Genomic DNA, 15,979 nt, shown 5'->3' on the forward strand with positions numbered 1-15,979 from the left:
TCCTTACGACGGGGCATCTAGAGTCGGGTAAGAGGCGTTCTGCCTACGAGGGTATTACGGGGCGGCCGCGCCGGGGACGATGGCGCATGGCTTACGACGCATGGCTTGGAGGGGCTCGATGACGGACACCGTCGCCGTGGCGGACTGGCAGGCGTGGCAGCGGAGCTGGGACCGGCAGCAGGAGTGGTACCTCCCCGATCGTGAGGAGCGGTTCCGGGTGATGCTCGACGCGGTCGAGGCCGTCGTCGGCCCGGCGCCGAGGATCCTGGACCTCGCATGTGGCACGGGCAGTATCTCGGACCGGGCGCTGCGCCGGTTCCCGGGCGCCACCAGCACCGGCGTGGACCTCGACCCCGCGCTGCTGACGATCGCCCGCGGCCACTTCGCGGCCGAGCCGCGCGCCGAGTTCGTGACCGCCGATCTGCGCGACCCCGGGTGGGCCGGGCGGCTGCCGCACCGTACGTACGACGCCGTCCTGACCGCCACGGCGCTCCACTGGCTGCGCTCGGACGAGCTGCGGGTGCTGTACGGGCAGATCGCGGGCGTCGTGCGGGAGGGCGGGGTGTTCCTCAACGCGGACCATATGCCCGACCCGGCCACGCCCCGGCTCAACGCCGCCGACCACGCGTTCCGGAAGGAGCGGCAGGCCCGGGCCCAGGCCGAGGGCGCGCAGGACTGGGCCCAGTGGTGGCAGGCCGCCGCACGGGACGAGGTGCTGGCCGGGCCGGTGGCCGAGCGGTTCACGATCTTCGGTAATCCGGCCGACGGCGACCACGCGGACGGTGAGACGCAGTCCGTCGCCTGGCATGCCGAGGCGCTGCGCGAGGGGGGCTTCGGGGAGGCGCGGGCCGTATGGTGCTCGCCCTCGGACGCGATGGTGCTCGGGCTGAAGTGACCCCGGTGCGGCGTGCGTGAGGTCGGTACGGGCAGGCACCCGTACCGACCTCACGGCCGCGACAGCCCCTACAGCACCTTGGAGAGGAACGACTTGGTCCGCTCGTGCCGCGGATTGGTCAGCACCTCCCGGGGGTGCCCGGACTCCACCACCACGCCGTCGTCCATGAAGACGACCGAGTCCCCGACCTCGCGGGCGAAGCCCATCTCATGCGTGACGACGATCATTGTCATGCCGTCCTCCGCGAGCCCGCGCATCACATCGAGCACATCGCCGACCAGCTCCGGGTCGAGCGCCGAGGTGGGCTCGTCGAAGAGCATCAGCTTGGGCTCCATCGCCAGCGCCCGCGCAATCGCGACGCGCTGCTGCTGGCCGCCGGAGAGCTGGGAGGGGTAGTTGGCCGCCTTGTCGGCGAGGCCCACCCGGTCCAGCAGCTTCAGCGCGCGCTCCCGCGCGACCGCCTTGGTCTCGCGCTTGACCTGGACCGGCGCCTCGATCACGTTCTCCAGCGCGGTCATGTGCGGGAAGAGGTTGAAGCGCTGGAAGACCATGCCGATGTCGCGCCGCTTCTCGGCGACCTCGCGGTCCTTGAGCTCGTAGAGCTTGTCGCCCTTCTGGCGGTAGCCGACCAGGTCGCCGTCGACGTACAGCCGCCCGGAGTTGATCTTCTCCAGGTGGTTGATGCAGCGCAGGAAGGTGGACTTGCCGGAGCCGGACGGGCCGATCAGGCAGAACACCTCGCGCGGCGCGACCTCGAGGTCGATGCCCTTGAGGACCTGCACCGGGCCGAAGGACTTGTGGACGCCCTCGGCCTTCACCATGGCGGTCATGCGCCGACACCTCCGGAGCGGTTGCTGAAGGAGAGCAGATTGGCCCGGACCCGCTGCAGCGGGGTGGCCGGCAGGCTGCGGCTCGAACCGCGCGCGTAGTAGCGCTCCAGGTAGTACTGGCCCACGCTCAGGACCGAGGTGAGGATCAGGTACCAGGCGGCGGCCAGGAAGAGCATCTCCGCGGTGGCGCCGGAGTTCTGGCCGACCTCGGAGGTGGCCTGCAGCAGATCCCAGTACTGCACCGCGATCACCAGCGAGGTGGTCTTGAGCATGTTGATGAACTCATTGCCGGTCGGCGGCACGATCACCCGCATCGCCTGCGGCAGCACCACCCGGCGCAGCGTCTTGGCGTGGCTCATGCCGAGCGCCTGGGCGGCCTCGGACTGACCCTCGTCGACCGACTGGAGGCCCGCCCGGCAGATCTCGGCCATGTACGCGGCCTCGTTCAGGCCCAGGCCCAGCAGGGCGGCCAGGAACGGGGTCATGAAGTCCGACCACTCGTCCTTGTAGATCGGCATGATGTTGATGTAGTCGAACACCAGGCCGAGGTTGAACCAGACCAGTAGCTGCACATAGACCGGGGTGCCGCGGAAGAACCAGATGTAGCCCCAGGCGATGGAGGCGGTCACCGGGTTCTTCGACAGCCGCATCACGGCGAGGATGATGCCGAGGACCACGCCGAGCACCATCGAGAGGATGGTGATCCAGACGGTGTTGCGGACGCCCCTGAGGACCTCGCCGTCGAAGAAGTAGTCCGGGATGGCGCCCCAGTTCACATCGCCGCGGGCGAACGCGGAGATGAGCAGGAAGAGCACGGCGATGGTGATGACCGCGGAGACCCAGCGGCCGTAGTGCCGTACCGGGATGGCCTTGATGTTCTCCGGCGCCGGCGGCGGGGCGTCGACCGGACCCGTCGCCTTGTCAATCTTTGTCGTCACGGATGGTGCCTTTCAGCGCGAGCGCGGACGGGGAGGGCCGGATCACTTGCCGCCGTTGATGACGGCCTTGGTGACCGCGCCTTCCTTGACGCCCCACTTCGCGATGATCTTGTCGTATTCGCCGTTCGCGATGATCAGGGCGAGGGCCTGCTTGATGGCGTCGCGCAGCTGGGTGTTCTTCTTGGCGATGGCGATGCCGTACGGGGCCGCCTCCACCTGCTCGCCGACGAGCTCGAAGTCCTTGCCGCCGCCGGAGGTCTTCACGGCGTACGCGGCGACCGGGAAGTCGCTGGAGCCGGCGACGGCGCCACCGCCGCGCAGCCGGGTCTGGGCCTCGGTGTCATTGCCGAACGCCTCGACCGAGATCTTGCCCTTGCCGTTCTTCTGGCAGGTCTTCGACTGGGACTTGGCCAGGTCGTGGGAGACGGTGCCGCGCTGCACGACGATCTTCTTGCCGCACAGGTCGTCCCACGTCTTGATGCCCGTGTTGGCGCCCTTCTTGGTGTAGATGGACACACCCGCGGTGAAGTAGTCGACGAAGTCGACACCCTCGCCCGCCTTCTTGCCGGTGTCCGGGTCGACACCCTCCTGGCGGCCCTTGTTGTCGGTCATGGCCGACATGGCGATGTCGTAACGCTTGGAGCGCAGGCCCGAGAGCAGGGTGTCGAAGGTGCCGTTGTTGAACTCGAACTTCACCCCGAGCTGCTTGCCGAGGGCATCGGCGATGTCCGGGTCGATGCCCATGACCTCGCCGTTCTTCTTGAACTCGACCGGCGGATAGTTGATGTCCGAGCCGACCTTGATCACCTTGGCGCTCTGGATCTCCTTGGGGAGCTGGTTGAAGAGCGGGGCCGCGTTGGTGTTCGACCCACCGGTGGCCTTGTCGGTCTGGTCGCCGCAGCCCGTCAGCAGCAAGGCGCCTGCCACCGCTATCGCGCCGACGGAGGCCATCCGGGACTTCAGGGTGGCCCCACGGGGCGTGAAGCTGGCGGTCATGCTGGTTCCTCCGGCAGGGTGAGGGGGTGAGATCTCGGGAACACGTTTGTGGGTGTCGCGATCTCGTGTGATTGGGGCATCTTGTCATCGGACGGGCTCGTGCGGACCGCTGGCCATGTCAAAATCGGATAACGGGCGATCCCCGTGGTGCACAATCGGACAGCGGCACCGGCCGGACAGCGGCGGCCGGAGGCGCGGGGCGACTTCATGATCACGCGGAGAACAGCGCGTGACGGAGGCATGGACTCTCCCTGGAGACTCGCCCGCCTTCAGCCGTAATGCCTGGTTTTCCGGCGTCACCGCACCAGAACTCGCTCGTCGCTCGACGCGCGCTTCAGGTAGAACAGACGGCACCCCTCACCCGGGGCTCAGGGCGTGTGTGCGACGCGCCCGGCGTTCGTACCCAGACCCATGCGGTGGTCATCCGCTGAATGGGGCGACGCGGTGCCCGCCCGCTCCGAACCTGGGGCGGATACCCTCGACAGAAAAACGACAAAGGGGTCAAACAGTGGCAGCGGAGATGGTCAATCCTCGCAGCGACAGCACAAGCGGCAGTGGCGAAGGAGCCGACGGCGTGACCGGCGGAGAGCCCTTCGATCCGGCTTTCGCCCTGCACCGCGGCGGCAAGATGGCCGTCCAGGCGACCGTGCCCGTGCGCAACCGGGACGATCTGTCCCTCGCGTACACACCGGGCGTGGCCAAGGTCTGCAGCGCCATCGCCGAGCAGCCCGAGCTCGTCCACGACTACACCTGGAAGTCCCAGGTCGTCGCCGTGGTGACGGACGGCAGCGCGGTGCTGGGGCTCGGTGACATCGGCCCGGAGGCGTCCCTCCCGGTCATGGAGGGCAAGGCGATCCTCTTCAAGCAGTTCGGCGGGGTGGACGCGGTGCCGATCGCGCTCGACTGCCGGGACGTGGACGAGATCGTGGAGACCGTCGCCCGGTTCGCGCCCTCGTTCGGCGGCGTCAATCTGGAGGACATCTCCGCGCCCCGCTGCTTCGAGATCGAGCGCAAGCTCCAGGAGCGGGTCGACATCCCGATCTTCCATGACGACCAGCACGGCACGGCGGTGGTCACCCTCGCCGCGCTGCGCAACGCCGCCAGGCTGACGGACCGCGCGCTGGGCCAGCTGCGCGCCGTCATCTCCGGGGCGGGCGCCGCCGGTGTGGCCATCGCCCGGATCCTCACCGAGGCGGGCATCGGCGATGTCGCCGTGTGCGACCGCAAGGGCGTCGTCTCCCAGGACCGCGAGGACCTCACCGACGTCAAGCGCGAGCTGGCCGGGTTCACCAACAAGGCCGGGCTCACCGGATCGCTGGAGGCCGCGCTGGACGGCGCTGACGTCTTCATCGGCGTCAGCGGCGGCACGGTGCCGGAGGACGCGGTGGCGAAGATGGCGTCTGGCGCCTTCATCTTCGCGATGGCCAACCCCAACCCGGAGATCCACCCGGACGTCGCCCACCGGTACGCGGCCGTGGTCGCCACCGGGCGCAGCGACTTCCCGAACCAGATCAACAACGTCCTCGCCTTCCCCGGCATCTTCGCGGGCGCCCTCCAGGTGCGGGCCTCCCGGATCACCGAGGGCATGAAGCTCGCGGCCGCCGAGGCGCTGGCCGCGGTGGTGGCCGATGAGCTGAGCGCGGACAAGGTGATCCCCTCGCCGTTCGACGACCGGGTCGCCCCCGCCGTGACCGCGGCCGTCGCCGCGGCCGCCCGCGCGGAGGGCGTCGCCCGCCGCTGATGCCCGCCGGGGCCTGGGTGCCATCGCGCGCCGGGTCACCACGGGCTGTGCCATCACGGGCCGGGCCATCACGGCCTGTGCCATCACGGGCCGGGCCGTCCCTCATCCGGAGGGGCGGCCCGGCCCGTGGGCTTGTGCGCGGCGGGCGAGCGGGGTCACACCGTGGCGTGGTTCCGTGGGGTCGCCGTGCGGCCTAAGGTCGGGATCATGTTCGCTGCCTATGCCGCACGTATCGACCGTGACCAGCCGCTGAGCGGCCTCGAACTGGGGGAGCGCCCCGAGCCACAGGCGCGGCCCGGCTGGACGACCGTGAACGTCAAGGCCGCCTCGCTCAACCACCACGACCTGTGGTCGCTGCGCGGTGTGGGCCTCGGCGAGGAGTCGCTTCCGATGATCCTCGGCTGCGACGCGGCCGGGATCGACGAGGACGGCAACGAGGTCGTCCTCCACTCCGTCATCGGCCAGAGCGGACACGGCGTCGGCCCCAAGGAGCCCCGCTCCATCCTCACCGAGCGCTACCAGGGCACCTTCGCCGAGAAGGTGACCGTCCCCAGCTGGAATCTGCTGCCCAAGCCCAAGGAACTCTCCTTCCAGGAGGCCGCCTGTCTGCCCACGGCCTGGCTGACCGCGTACCGCATGCTGTTCACCAACGCGGGGGTGCGCCCCGGCGACAGCGTCCTGGTCCAGGGCGCGGGCGGCGGTGTGGCCACCGCCGCGATCGTGCTGGGCGCGGCCGCCGGTCTGCGGATGCTGGCCACCAGCCGTGACGAGGCCAAGCGGGCCCGCGCCGTCGAGCTGGGCGCCGAGAGCGCGTACGAACCGGGGGAGCGGCTGCTGCGCCGGGTGGACGCGGTGATCGAGACGGTGGGCGCCGCGACCTGGTCGCATTCGGTGAAGTCCCTCAAGCCCGGCGGCACCCTGGTGATTTCCGGCGCCACCAGCGGCCCCAACCCGAAGGCCGCCGAGCTCAACCGGATCTTCTTCCTGGAACTGAAGGTCGTCGGCTCCACGATGGGCGGGAAGGACGAGCTGGAGGACCTGCTGAGCTTCTGCGCCGCCCGCGGTGTACGACCGGTGATCGACTCGGTGCTGCCGCTGGACCGGGCCCGTGAGGGGTTCGAGAAGATGGCGGGCGGCGATCTGTTCGGCAAGGTCGTATTGACGGTCTGAATACCGTGCCGCATACCGTGCCGCCCTCCACGGCCGGATACCGTGCCGCCCTCGACGGCCGCAATGGGGGCCGGGGATTCGCGGGGGAATTCGAACAGACCCGGCGGATCCGGTCCGCGCCGAGAGGGCGGCGAGAGGACGCCGAGAGGGCGGCGAGCATATGCCGGAGGCTTTGGCGCGGAGCCCATGCGTTGATCTACCGGGCCTCGCGCTCCGGCGAATTCGCGGAATTCCCGGACGTCGCCGACGGCGGTACGAAGCTCCGCCGGAAGTGATAGGAGCGGGACGAGGCCCCCACCCGTCCGGGGAAGTCGCGCACCCGGTCCCAGAGGGACGAGCCGCCGCCGCGTGGCCCATCGGCCGCCATGGCCGCCTCGTAGGTCTCGGCGCCGCTCCAGCGGGCGTAGTTGAGCACCCGGGCGCGGTCGGTGCTCAGATGGCGCTCGCCGTCGACGATCAGATGGAAGTCGGCGGAGATCAGGCCCGGGTCGGGCTCGTTCTCCAGGGCTTCGATGACCAGGTCGGTCCAGGACCGGCGGAGCTCGGGATCGGGGTCGTCGAAGTCGATCTCGACCACGACGATCAGCCCGGAGGCCGGCCCGGGGTCCGGAGTGTCGCTTTGGGCGGACGGTGCCTGGAAGCTGCGGTAGTGCCGGTAGGCGGAAAGGCCGAGCCGCTTGAGGTCCGGGACCGCGCTGTCGATCGCGTCGTTGCGCTCCTGGCGCTGGGTCCGGACGAAGGCGTGGTACGCGGCCTCACTGGCCCACTGGGAGTGGTGCATCAGCGTATCGCCGTCCGTTCCGGCGTAGACGTTGTAGGAGAGCAGCTCGGACGCCGGCCAGGGGCGGCTGTCCCAGGTGGTGGCGATGGCGTCGACCGCGGCCCGCTGCCGTTGCGGTGTGCCCACGCTCCAGGTGCTGAACAGCGCGGCGCCCACATCGGGCCGGGTGGGATCGGGCAGCGGGCCGGAACTGGGCAGGGCCGACATGACGGTCTCCTCGCGGTCGGGAAGAGCTGAGAGGCAAAAGGGGATCGGGGTCGGAGGGGCGCCCCCGCGGTGCGCCCCTCCGGCCCCGATCCTGGAACTTCAACCGCGATTGAGGTCAAGCGGGGGATGGAAGCCGTCCTGAGTGAGACGGGTGCCGGGCCTGAGTGAGACGGAGGCCGGGCCTATGCCTGGTCGCCTCGGAGCAGCGCGGTGATCCGTGCCGCGGTCGCCCCCAGATGGTGGCGGGCGTCGGCCAGTTGGGCGTCCGTCACCCCGTGGTCGCGGGCCGCGTCGCGGATGTCGTCGCGGAGCCGGTCGAGCAGCCGTTCCAGATCGCGGGCCGGGGCGTTCGAGGGGGTGAAGTCCTTGGCCCACTCGGGCTCCCGCACTCCGGCCGCGCCGCTGTCGCTGCCGCCGCCGGTCGGCTTCTCCTTCTCGCCGCCGCCCTTCGGCTTGGTCATGTCCATCCGCTCGACCTTGGTGTCCGGCCCGGACGTCTCGTCGTCCCAACCCCAGTCCGAGCGCGAGGTGCCCTGCCAGGAGATCCGGCTCATCCCGCGCGACACCTCGGCCAGCCCCTCGCGCACCGCCTGCTGCCAGTCGCCCGCCCGGATGTGCTCCTGCGTCTGCTCCTGGACCCGCCGGGCGATCCGCTGGACCTCCTCGCGCGCGAAGTCCTGCGCGTCCTTGGCCTGCTTACGGGCGCGCTGGGCGTCCTGCCGGGCCCGCCGGCTCTCCTCCTTCGCCCGGCGCGCCTGCTCCTTCCACTCCTCCTTCGCGCGCCGCAAGTCCTCCTTCGCCTGCCGCCAGGTCTCCTTGTCGCCCCACGGCCCCTCCCACGGGCCGTGCTTCTCCTGGGAGTTGCCGGCACCGCCGGAGCCGCCGGTGCCGCCCGAGGCGCGGGCCTGCTGGGCAGCCTCGCGCATCTCCCGCCGCAGATCGCTCGCGGAGCCGCGGACGTCCTCCCGGATCTCGGCGGCGAGTTCGGCGACCGACTCGCGGATCTCCAGCTCCAGATCGGCCAGCTCACCGCTGCGGTCGGCCAGTTCGGCGCGTCCGGCGTCGGTGATGGAGTAGACCTTGCGGCCGCCCTCGGTGGTGTGGGTCACCAGGCCCTCGGCCTCCAGCTTGGCCAGCCGCGGATAGACGGTCCCGGCCGAGGGCGCGTACAGCCCCTGGAACCGCTCCTCCAGCAGGCGGATGACCTCGTAGCCGTGGCGCGGCGCCTCGTCGAGCAGCTTGAGCAGATACAGGCGCAGTCGGCCGTGGGCGAATACGGGGGGCATCAGAGGACCTTTCCCTGGGTGCCGTCGGTGGTGTCCGTGTCGTCCTCGGACGGCGGACGGCGCAGCAGCGCGATGGCGCCCGAGACGGTGGTGGCCTTGAGGCTGCCGTTGCCCGCCCCCAGCCGCCCGGTGATCCTCCCCCAGCTACCGCTGGGGGTGCCCCCCGACCCCCACGGGCCGCTGACCCGCAGATCGTCGAAGCCGCTGGAGACCGAACCGGTGGCCGTGCTGGCCTCGATCTCCGCGTCGGCGGGGTGCGGCAGCCGGATGGCGATCTCCCCGGAGACGGTGGTGAGGTTGATGTCGGAGCACTTCGGGGCGGGGGCGAGATCGAGCACCATATCGCCACTGACCGATTCGGCCCGTACCGAGGGCCCGGAGCACTCGATGACGGTGAGGTCGCCGGAGACGGAGTGGAACCGCAGCTCGCCGGTGACGGCCTGCGCCTCGATCCGGCCGGAGACGGTCTCGGCCCGCACCGGCCCGGTCAGCCCGAGCAGGGTGAAGTCCCCGGAGACACCGCGCAGTTCGGCGCGGCCGGCCAGTGCGGAGATCACGGCGGAGCCCCCGATCACGCCGACCGTGGCGCTGGTGCCGACGGGCACGGTGAGGGTGACATGGGCGGTGCGGTTCCACTGCCCGAGCCACTTGCGGAAGCCCTTCCAGGAGAGGTCGTCGTAGCCCACGCTCAGGGTGCCGTCGACATGGCCGACCTTCAGCGCCGGGCCGTCGATCTCCGAGACCTCGAGGCGGGCGGGACCATGGTCGGTGCCGACCACATTGACCGTGCCGCCCGCGATACGGACGTCGAGGGTCGAGACCGGGTCGTCGAAGGTGAGCTTCTGTGGCGCGGTGATCGACCACTGTGATCCGGCTGACATCCCTGGCCTCCCCTGACTGGACGTACGACGCGTCACGACGACGCAACATATCGTGTCTCTACTGAACACGATATATCGCGGTCTTGCGGAGTCAAGCCCGGGCCGGCCCCGGTCCAGGAGGGCGGCGCCCGGCTGTCGCCCGCCCCGGGTGGCGGCCGCCTCCAAAGTGCCCGCGCGCCTGCGCGTAATCGCGCGAGCGACGACAGATGCATGGCACAGCCATCGTTCCCGGTGGACCGGATCACCCTTCTTCGAGAAAATCCCGCTCCCCGGGAATTCGCCGCTAGAGTCTCGCTAGAGCGCTGGTAGGGCGTCGTGGAGACAAATGTTTGGGACTGTTACCTTCGTGGCCTCGGAATCGGGAAGGAAGAGGGCCGTGGGGGGAATGACGTCACAACCCTTGAATACCTCGGCACCATCGGCACCAGAGGAAGGCCCGGAGCCGCTCTCGGTTGCCCAGTTGCTGTTGCGGGCGGCGCGTGACCACGCCCATTCGGGGGTGCGCTATCTGGTCGGGCCGACGGCGAGCGAATCCGTGCGGCAGTCCTACCCGGAACTCCTGGAATCGGCGCTCGGCCTCCTCTCCGCACTCCGGGGCCGGGGTTTGCGGCCGCGGGACACGGTGGCCCTGCTGCTGGACCGCCAGCCGGAATTCCTGACCGTCCTCTGGGCCTGCCTGCTGGGCGGCTTCGTGCCCTGCCCGATGGTGCTCATCCCCGGTGACCCGGCCCGCTGGTCGGCCCAACTCGCCCATGTCAACGGGCTGTTGGACGGTCCCCTGCTGGTGACCACCGAGGCGATGCGCGCCGAGCTGCCGGAGGTGCCCGGCCTCGCGGTGGCCGTGGTGGAGGAGCTGCGGGACGAGGCCGCGGACCCCTCCCGCGCCGAGCGCGGGCGGACGCCCGCGGTGCACTCCGCGGCCTCGGAGGACCTTGCCCTGCTGGTGCTGACCTCCGGCTCCACCGGGAATTCCAAGGCGGTCACGCTCACCCATGGAAATATCCTGGCGTCGATGGCCGGAAAGGCGGGGAAACAACAGCTCACCGCCGCCGACACCACCTTCAACTGGATTTCCTACGACCATGTGGCCGCGCTCTTGGAAGCGCATATGCTGCCGTTGTACGTGGGCGCCGAGCAATTGCACGCGGAAGCCGCGGTCATTCTCGAGGAGCCGCTTCGGTTTCTCCGGATCATCTCCCGCCACAAGGTCACGATGACCTTTACGCCGAACTTCCTCCTCGGCCCGCTCAATTCCTCCGTCCATGAGATAGCGGAGGAGATATCGGCGGGTGGTGAAGGGCTCGATCTCAGCGCGCTGCGCCATATCGTCAGCGGCGGTGAGGCGAATGTCGTCGCTACCGGTGAGGCATTCCTCGCCCATTACGCTCCGTACGGACTGCGGGAGGGGGCCCTCTGGCCCGCCTTCGGCATGACCGAGACCTGTGCCGGATCGATCTACAACCGCGCGTTCCCGGTCACCGATGTGGGCCAGGAGTTCGCCAACCTCGGCACCCCCGTCGAGGGGCTGCGGATCCGGGTCGCCGACGACGACCACCGGGCGCTGCCCGCGGGCGAGATCGGCGAGTTGCAGCTCAGCGGGCCGATGATCACCAGCGGTTACTACCACGACGAGGCGGCCACCGAGGCGGCGTTCACGCCCGACGGCTGGTTCCGCAGCGGCGATCTGGGCCGGATCGACGAGGGCCGGCTGACCCTCGTCGGGCGCAGCAAGGACAGCGTCATCGTCAATGGCGTCAACTACTTCAGCCATGAGATAGAGGCCGCCCTGGAGCAGCTCGACGACGTGGCGAGCGGCTTTGTGGCGGCGTTCCCGACCCGCCGCCCCGGCAGCGACACCGAGCAACTGGTCATCGCCGTCAGCCCCGAACCGGCGGACGACGACGAGGCCGGGCTGCACCGCATGATCACAGCGGTGCGCTCCACCGTCGTGATCCACTGGGGCTTCCGGCCCTTCCTCATCCTGCCGCTGCCCAAGGACGCCTTCCCCAAGACCAGCCTCGGCAAGACGCTGCGCCGACGGATGCGCCACCGGCTGGAGTCCGGCGGATACGACGAGGTCATCGAGCGGTTCGCGGAGCTGACCACCCGCCGGCTCGGCGGCCACACCCCGCCCGAGGGCGAGACCGAGCGGATCCTCGCCGAGATCTACGCCGAGATGTTCGACACCGTCCCGGAGCGCATCAGCGCCACCGCCGGCTTCTTCGACCTGGGCGGCACCTCGCTGGACATCCTGCGGCTGCGGCGCCAGGTCCACCGGCGCCTGGGCGTGGCGGACCTGCCGGTCATCACGGTGCTCACGGCGCCCTCGGTACGGCAGCTCGCCGCCCGGCTCGGCGACGGCGGCGCGCCCGGCGCCGCGGCGTACGACCCGGTCGTACCGCTGCAGACCGGCGGCGAGAAGACCCCGCTGTTCTGTGTCCACCCCGGCGTCGGCGAGGTGCTGGTCTTCGTCAACCTCGCCAAGTACTTCGTCGGCGACCGGCCGTTCTACGCGCTGCGCGCCCGTGGCTTCAACGAGCACGAGAAGCCCTTCACCAGCTTCGAGGAGATGGTGGAGTGCTATGTGGAGGCCATCCGCGCCCGCCAGCCGCACGGCCCCTACGCCGTCGCCGGCTACTCCTACGGCGGCGCCGTGGCCTTCGAGATCGCCAAGGCGCTGGAGGCCCAGGGCGAGCGGGTCGACTTCGTCGGCAGCTTCAACCTTCCGCCGCACATCAAGTACCGCATGGAGGAACTCGACTTCGTCGAGACCGCCACCAACCTCGCCTTCTTCCTCGACCTGATCAACAAGAAGCAGTCGCTCGACCTCCCCGCCGAGCTACGCCCCCTGCCCCGCGAGGAGCAGCTCGCGCATCTGCTGCGGATCGCCCCGCGCGGCCGGCTGGACGAACTCGACCTGGACCTGGACACGTTCACCGCCTGGGCGGAGCTGGCCCACGGCCTCACCACCCTGGGCCGCGACTACCACCCCAGCGGCACCACCCGTTCCATGACGGTCTTCTACGCGATCCCGCTGCGCGGCACCAAGGAGGACTGGCTGGAGAACGAGCTGCGCCGGTGGGACGAGCACACCACGGAGCCGAACCGGTATCTGGACGTGCCCGGTGAGCACTACACACTGATGGGCCCGCGACATGTCGCGGCCTTCCAGGCGGTGCTGCGCAGGGAACTCGACCGTGCGCTGGGCGACGCCGACCGGGCCCGGACCGCGGGCCAGGCATAGGCCCGAGCGGGCCAGGCAGCGGCCCGACGAAAGGCAGCGGCCCGACGGGGCCAGGCAGCGGCCCGAGCGGGCCAGGCACAAGGAGAAGAGCAGGGTGGAAGGCAAGAAGATCCTGGTCACCGGGGGCACCGGGCAGGTCGCCCGGCCGGTGGCCGAGGCGCTGGCCGAGCGCAATGAGGTGTGGTGTCTGGGCCGGTTCGGCACCCCCGGTGTCGAGAAGGAGCTGAACGACCAGGGGATCACCACGTTCCACTGGGACATGAACGACCTGGGCGCGGCCGGGTACGAGGGGCTGCCGGACGACTTCACCCATGTCTTCCACTCGGCGGTGCGCCGCGGTGAGGACGGCGACGTCAACGCGGCCATCGAGGTCAACTCGGTGGCCACCGGCCGGCTGATGAGCCACTGCCGGCGGGCGGAGGCGTTCCTCTTCGTCTCCACCGGAGCGCTCTACAAGCGGCAGACCCTCGACCACGCGTACACGGAGGACGACCCCGTCGACGGAGTGGCCGACTGGCTGCCCGCCTACCCGGTGGGCAAGATCGCCGCCGAGGGCGCGGCACGGGCGTTCGCCCAGGTGCTGAACCTGCCGACGACCATCGCCCGGCTCAACATCGCCTACGGCCCCGGCGGCTACGGCGGGGTGCCGATGCTCTACTTCAAGCGGATGCTGGCGGGCGAGCCGATACCGGTGCCCATGGAGGGCCAGAACTGGTGCTCGCTCCTCCACACCGATGATCTCGTCGCCCACGTGCCCCATCTGTGGAACGCCGCCTCGGCCCCGGCCACGCTGGTCAACTGGGGCGGTGACGAGGCGGTCGGGATGACCGACTGCGTGCGCCATCTGGAGGAGCTCACCGGAGTGCGGGCCCGGCTCGTGCCGAGCGAGGTCACCCGTGAGACCTATCAATTCGACCCCACCCGGCGGCGCGAGATCACCGGACCCTGCCGGGTGCCGTGGCGCGAGGGCGTGCGGCGCACGCTCCAGGCGCTCCACCCCGAGCACCTTCCGTCCGAGCCGCGGCACACCGCCGTCTGAGGAGTGGCCACCACCATGGCATCAGCGAACATCGAGGCCATTCGCGCCTCCTACGCGGGTTTCCGCGACCGCGACATCGAGGGGATCCTGTCGGGCATGCACCCCGATGTGGAGTGGGTCCATCCGGAGGGAATGGCCAAGTACGGGCTGGGCGGCACCAAGCTGGGCCATGCGGGGATCAAGGACTTCCTCGCCCATGTGCCGACCGTGCTGGGCGGGATGAGGCTCGCGCCGAAGGAGTTCATCGAACAGGGCGACCGGGTCGTGGTGTTCGGCACCCGTGAGGTGACCTCGCTCCGCGGTACGACCGTGACGCTGGACTTCGTCCACTCGTGGACGATGCGGGACGGCAAGGCGGCGAGGATGGAGGACATCTTCGACACCGTGGCGTTCCATGAACTGATCGAGAGCTGACCGAAACCGACAAGCCCCGCCGGCCGTCCGCTCCCGCGCAGAGAAGGTACGGGAGCGGACGGCCGCTCTTCCGGAAGAGGTCTCAGACGGTGCGGACGACCTCCTCGTACTCCAGCCGCGGCAGCCGCCCCATCCAGGCGTCCGGGCCCGGCTTGCCGATGTTGACCACACACACCGCCGCGTGCCGTCCGTCCTCGAAGAACTCCTTGGAGACGGCCGCGTGGTCGAAGCCGATCATGGGCCCGGCGGCGAGCCCTGCCGCGCGCACGCCCAGGATGAAGTAGCCCACCTGCAGCGCGGTGTTGAAGCGCGCCGACGCCTCCCGCGTGCCGGGGTCGGCGAAGATCTGCTGCGGGTTCTCCATGAACGGCACCAGCCGCGGCAGCTCCTCATGGAAGTCCAGGTCCGCGGCGAGCACCGCGACCAGCGGCGCCTTGGCCGTCTTCTCCTGGTTGCGCCCCGTCATATGCGCCACCAGCCGGCCGCGCGCCTCCTCCGAGCGCACCAGGACCACCCGGAGCGGCTGCTGGTTCATCGAGGTGGGGGCGTACTTGACCAGTTCGTGGATCGCGCGGACCTGCTCGTCCGTCACCGGCTCGTCGGTGAAGGTGTTGGCCGTCCGGGCCTCCAGGAACAGCTGCCGCTGCGCCTCCGGTGCCAGGGTGAGGGGGCTCAGGGCCCCGCTGCTCTCCGGTGCGCTCATGGGAGCTCTCCTTGTGAAGCGGTGAGGAAACGACATGATCTGCCGATGAATTAATTGGACTGGACGGGCTAGTCCATTGCGGTAAACGAAGGCTAGACTCACAAGTCCATCGAGGGCAAGACCGGCTCGGAACGAGGAGGTTGGGCCGTTGCGGACGGACAGCGGTCCCCGGCGCAGCGCCGCGGGACGGCCCGCGGGTCCCCAGCCCGCCAAGCGGCAGGCGATATTGGAGGCGGCCGTGGCCGTCTTTCTGCGCGAGGGATACAACCGGGCGAGCGTGGACGTCATCGCGGACGAGGCCCGCGTGTCCAAGCAGACCGTCTACAACCACTTCGGCGACAAGGAACGGCTGTTCATCGCCGCCGTCGAGGAAGAGCGCGAGCGGGTCGCGGCCGGTTTCGCCACCGGCTCCCCGTACGCCCTCGGACCGGACGGCACCGAGCCCGCCGAGGCGCACGACGGCGGCGACCCCCGCACCGCGCTGATCCACTTCGGCCACCGGGTGCTCGCCGTGCTCCTCGACGAACGGGCCTCCGCGCTGCGCCGCCTGGTCATCGCCGAGGTCGCCCGCCACCCCTCGCTGCGCCCCGCATGCGCCGAGGGGGAGCCCCAGCAGCTGGTGACGTACCTCGCCGAGATGCTCGGCCGGCGCACCGGCCGCGGCGAGCTGAACGTGCCGGAACCGGCCACCGCGGCCCGCCAGTTCGTGGCCCTGATCGTCCAGCAGGGGCTCTACCAGTCGATGTACGGCACCTGCCCGCTCGCCGACGCGGCGGCCGCGGCCGTCTGCGAAGGCGCGGCCGACCTGCTCGTCCGTGCCTACCGCCCATGAAGCCCGAAGAGAGGTGCCACCC

Annotated in this window: 14 protein-coding genes; 7 read left to right on the plus strand and 7 right to left on the minus strand. The window is 70.2% G+C overall.

The features are described 5' to 3' along the window. The first annotated feature begins 118 nt into the window (after nt 1-118). Nucleotides 119-895, plus strand: coding sequence for a class I SAM-dependent methyltransferase (locus AS97_RS30105; RefSeq protein WP_059147761.1), 777 nt, complete (start codon nt 119-121; stop codon nt 893-895). 68 nt (nt 896-963) lie between these two features. On the opposite strand, the gene AS97_RS30110 is transcribed toward AS97_RS30105, so the two are convergent. Genes AS97_RS30110 through AS97_RS30120 form a run of 3 tightly spaced genes read right to left on the minus strand, consistent with a single transcriptional unit; the run spans nt 964 to nt 3,659 of the window. Continuing rightward, a complete protein-coding gene (locus tag AS97_RS30110) occupies nt 964-1,716 on the minus strand; it encodes an amino acid ABC transporter ATP-binding protein (RefSeq protein ID WP_059147812.1) in 753 nt (250 codons plus the stop codon). A 5-nt stretch (nt 1,717-1,721) separates the two neighbouring features. Next, nucleotides 1,722-2,663, minus strand: a complete 942-nt coding sequence (locus tag AS97_RS30115; protein ID WP_059147760.1) for an amino acid ABC transporter permease — start codon at nt 2,661-2,663, stop codon at nt 1,722-1,724. A gap of 42 nt (nt 2,664-2,705) precedes the next feature. Continuing rightward, on the minus strand, nt 2,706-3,659 hold the full coding sequence (locus tag AS97_RS30120; protein WP_059147759.1) for an ABC transporter substrate-binding protein: 954 nt from the start codon (nt 3,657-3,659) through the stop codon (nt 2,706-2,708). A gap of 508 nt (nt 3,660-4,167) precedes the next feature. Here AS97_RS30120 and AS97_RS30125 point away from each other — a divergent pair. Continuing rightward, nucleotides 4,168-5,400 (plus strand): NADP-dependent malic enzyme, encoded by a 1,233-nt coding sequence (locus AS97_RS30125; protein WP_059147758.1) that lies wholly within the window; start codon nt 4,168-4,170, stop codon nt 5,398-5,400. 207 nt (nt 5,401-5,607) lie between these two features. Further along, complete coding sequence (locus tag AS97_RS30130) at nt 5,608-6,570, plus strand: zinc-binding dehydrogenase (RefSeq protein WP_210565982.1); 963 nt, start codon at nt 5,608-5,610, stop codon at nt 6,568-6,570. A gap of 196 nt (nt 6,571-6,766) precedes the next feature. Here the strand turns inward: AS97_RS30130 and AS97_RS30135 are convergent, their stop codons facing one another. From AS97_RS30135 to AS97_RS30145, 3 genes are all read right to left on the minus strand, one after another. Next, complete coding sequence (locus AS97_RS30135; protein WP_210565983.1) at nt 6,767-7,558, minus strand: antibiotic biosynthesis monooxygenase; 792 nt, start codon at nt 7,556-7,558, stop codon at nt 6,767-6,769. 182 nt (nt 7,559-7,740) lie between these two features. Next, a complete protein-coding gene (locus AS97_RS30140; RefSeq protein WP_210565984.1) occupies nt 7,741-8,844 on the minus strand; it encodes a PadR family transcriptional regulator in 1,104 nt (367 codons plus the stop codon). After that, entirely contained in the window at nt 8,844-9,725 is an 882-nt protein-coding gene (locus tag AS97_RS30145) for a DUF4097 family beta strand repeat-containing protein (RefSeq protein WP_059147754.1), read from the minus strand. The genes AS97_RS30140 and AS97_RS30145 overlap by 1 nt, the downstream gene beginning before the upstream one ends. Nucleotides 9,726-10,110: 385 nt before the next feature. Here AS97_RS30145 and AS97_RS30150 point away from each other — a divergent pair, with 385 nt between their 5' ends. The 3 genes from AS97_RS30150 to AS97_RS30160 all read left to right on the plus strand — a co-directional run bounded on the left by AS97_RS30150 (nt 10,111) and on the right by AS97_RS30160 (nt 14,422). Then, the gene (locus tag AS97_RS30150; RefSeq protein ID WP_210565985.1) at nt 10,111-12,969 is read left to right on the plus strand and encodes a non-ribosomal peptide synthetase; all 2,859 of its coding nucleotides are present in this window, start codon (nt 10,111-10,113) and stop codon (nt 12,967-12,969) included. 94 nt (nt 12,970-13,063) lie between these two features. Next, nucleotides 13,064-14,008 (plus strand): NAD(P)-dependent oxidoreductase, encoded by a 945-nt coding sequence (locus AS97_RS30155; RefSeq protein WP_125756190.1) that lies wholly within the window; start codon nt 13,064-13,066, stop codon nt 14,006-14,008. 15 nt (nt 14,009-14,023) lie between these two features. Beyond that, nucleotides 14,024-14,422 (plus strand): nuclear transport factor 2 family protein, encoded by a 399-nt coding sequence (locus tag AS97_RS30160; RefSeq protein WP_210565986.1) that lies wholly within the window; start codon nt 14,024-14,026, stop codon nt 14,420-14,422. A gap of 82 nt (nt 14,423-14,504) precedes the next feature. Here the strand turns inward: AS97_RS30160 and AS97_RS30165 are convergent, their stop codons facing one another. Beyond that, on the minus strand, nt 14,505-15,125 hold the full coding sequence (locus AS97_RS30165) for a malonic semialdehyde reductase (RefSeq protein ID WP_125756186.1): 621 nt from the start codon (nt 15,123-15,125) through the stop codon (nt 14,505-14,507). Nucleotides 15,126-15,273: 148 nt separating this feature from the next. On the opposite strand from AS97_RS30165, the gene AS97_RS30170 reads away from it, so the two are divergent. Continuing rightward, nucleotides 15,274-15,957, plus strand: a complete 684-nt coding sequence (locus AS97_RS30170; protein WP_059147749.1) for a TetR/AcrR family transcriptional regulator — start codon at nt 15,274-15,276, stop codon at nt 15,955-15,957. Nucleotides 15,958-15,979: the final 22 nt, after the last annotated feature.

The organism is Streptomyces sp. AgN23, assembly GCF_001598115.1.
In the GTDB taxonomy this organism is placed as follows: domain Bacteria; phylum Actinomycetota; class Actinomycetes; order Streptomycetales; family Streptomycetaceae; genus Streptomyces; species Streptomyces antimycoticus.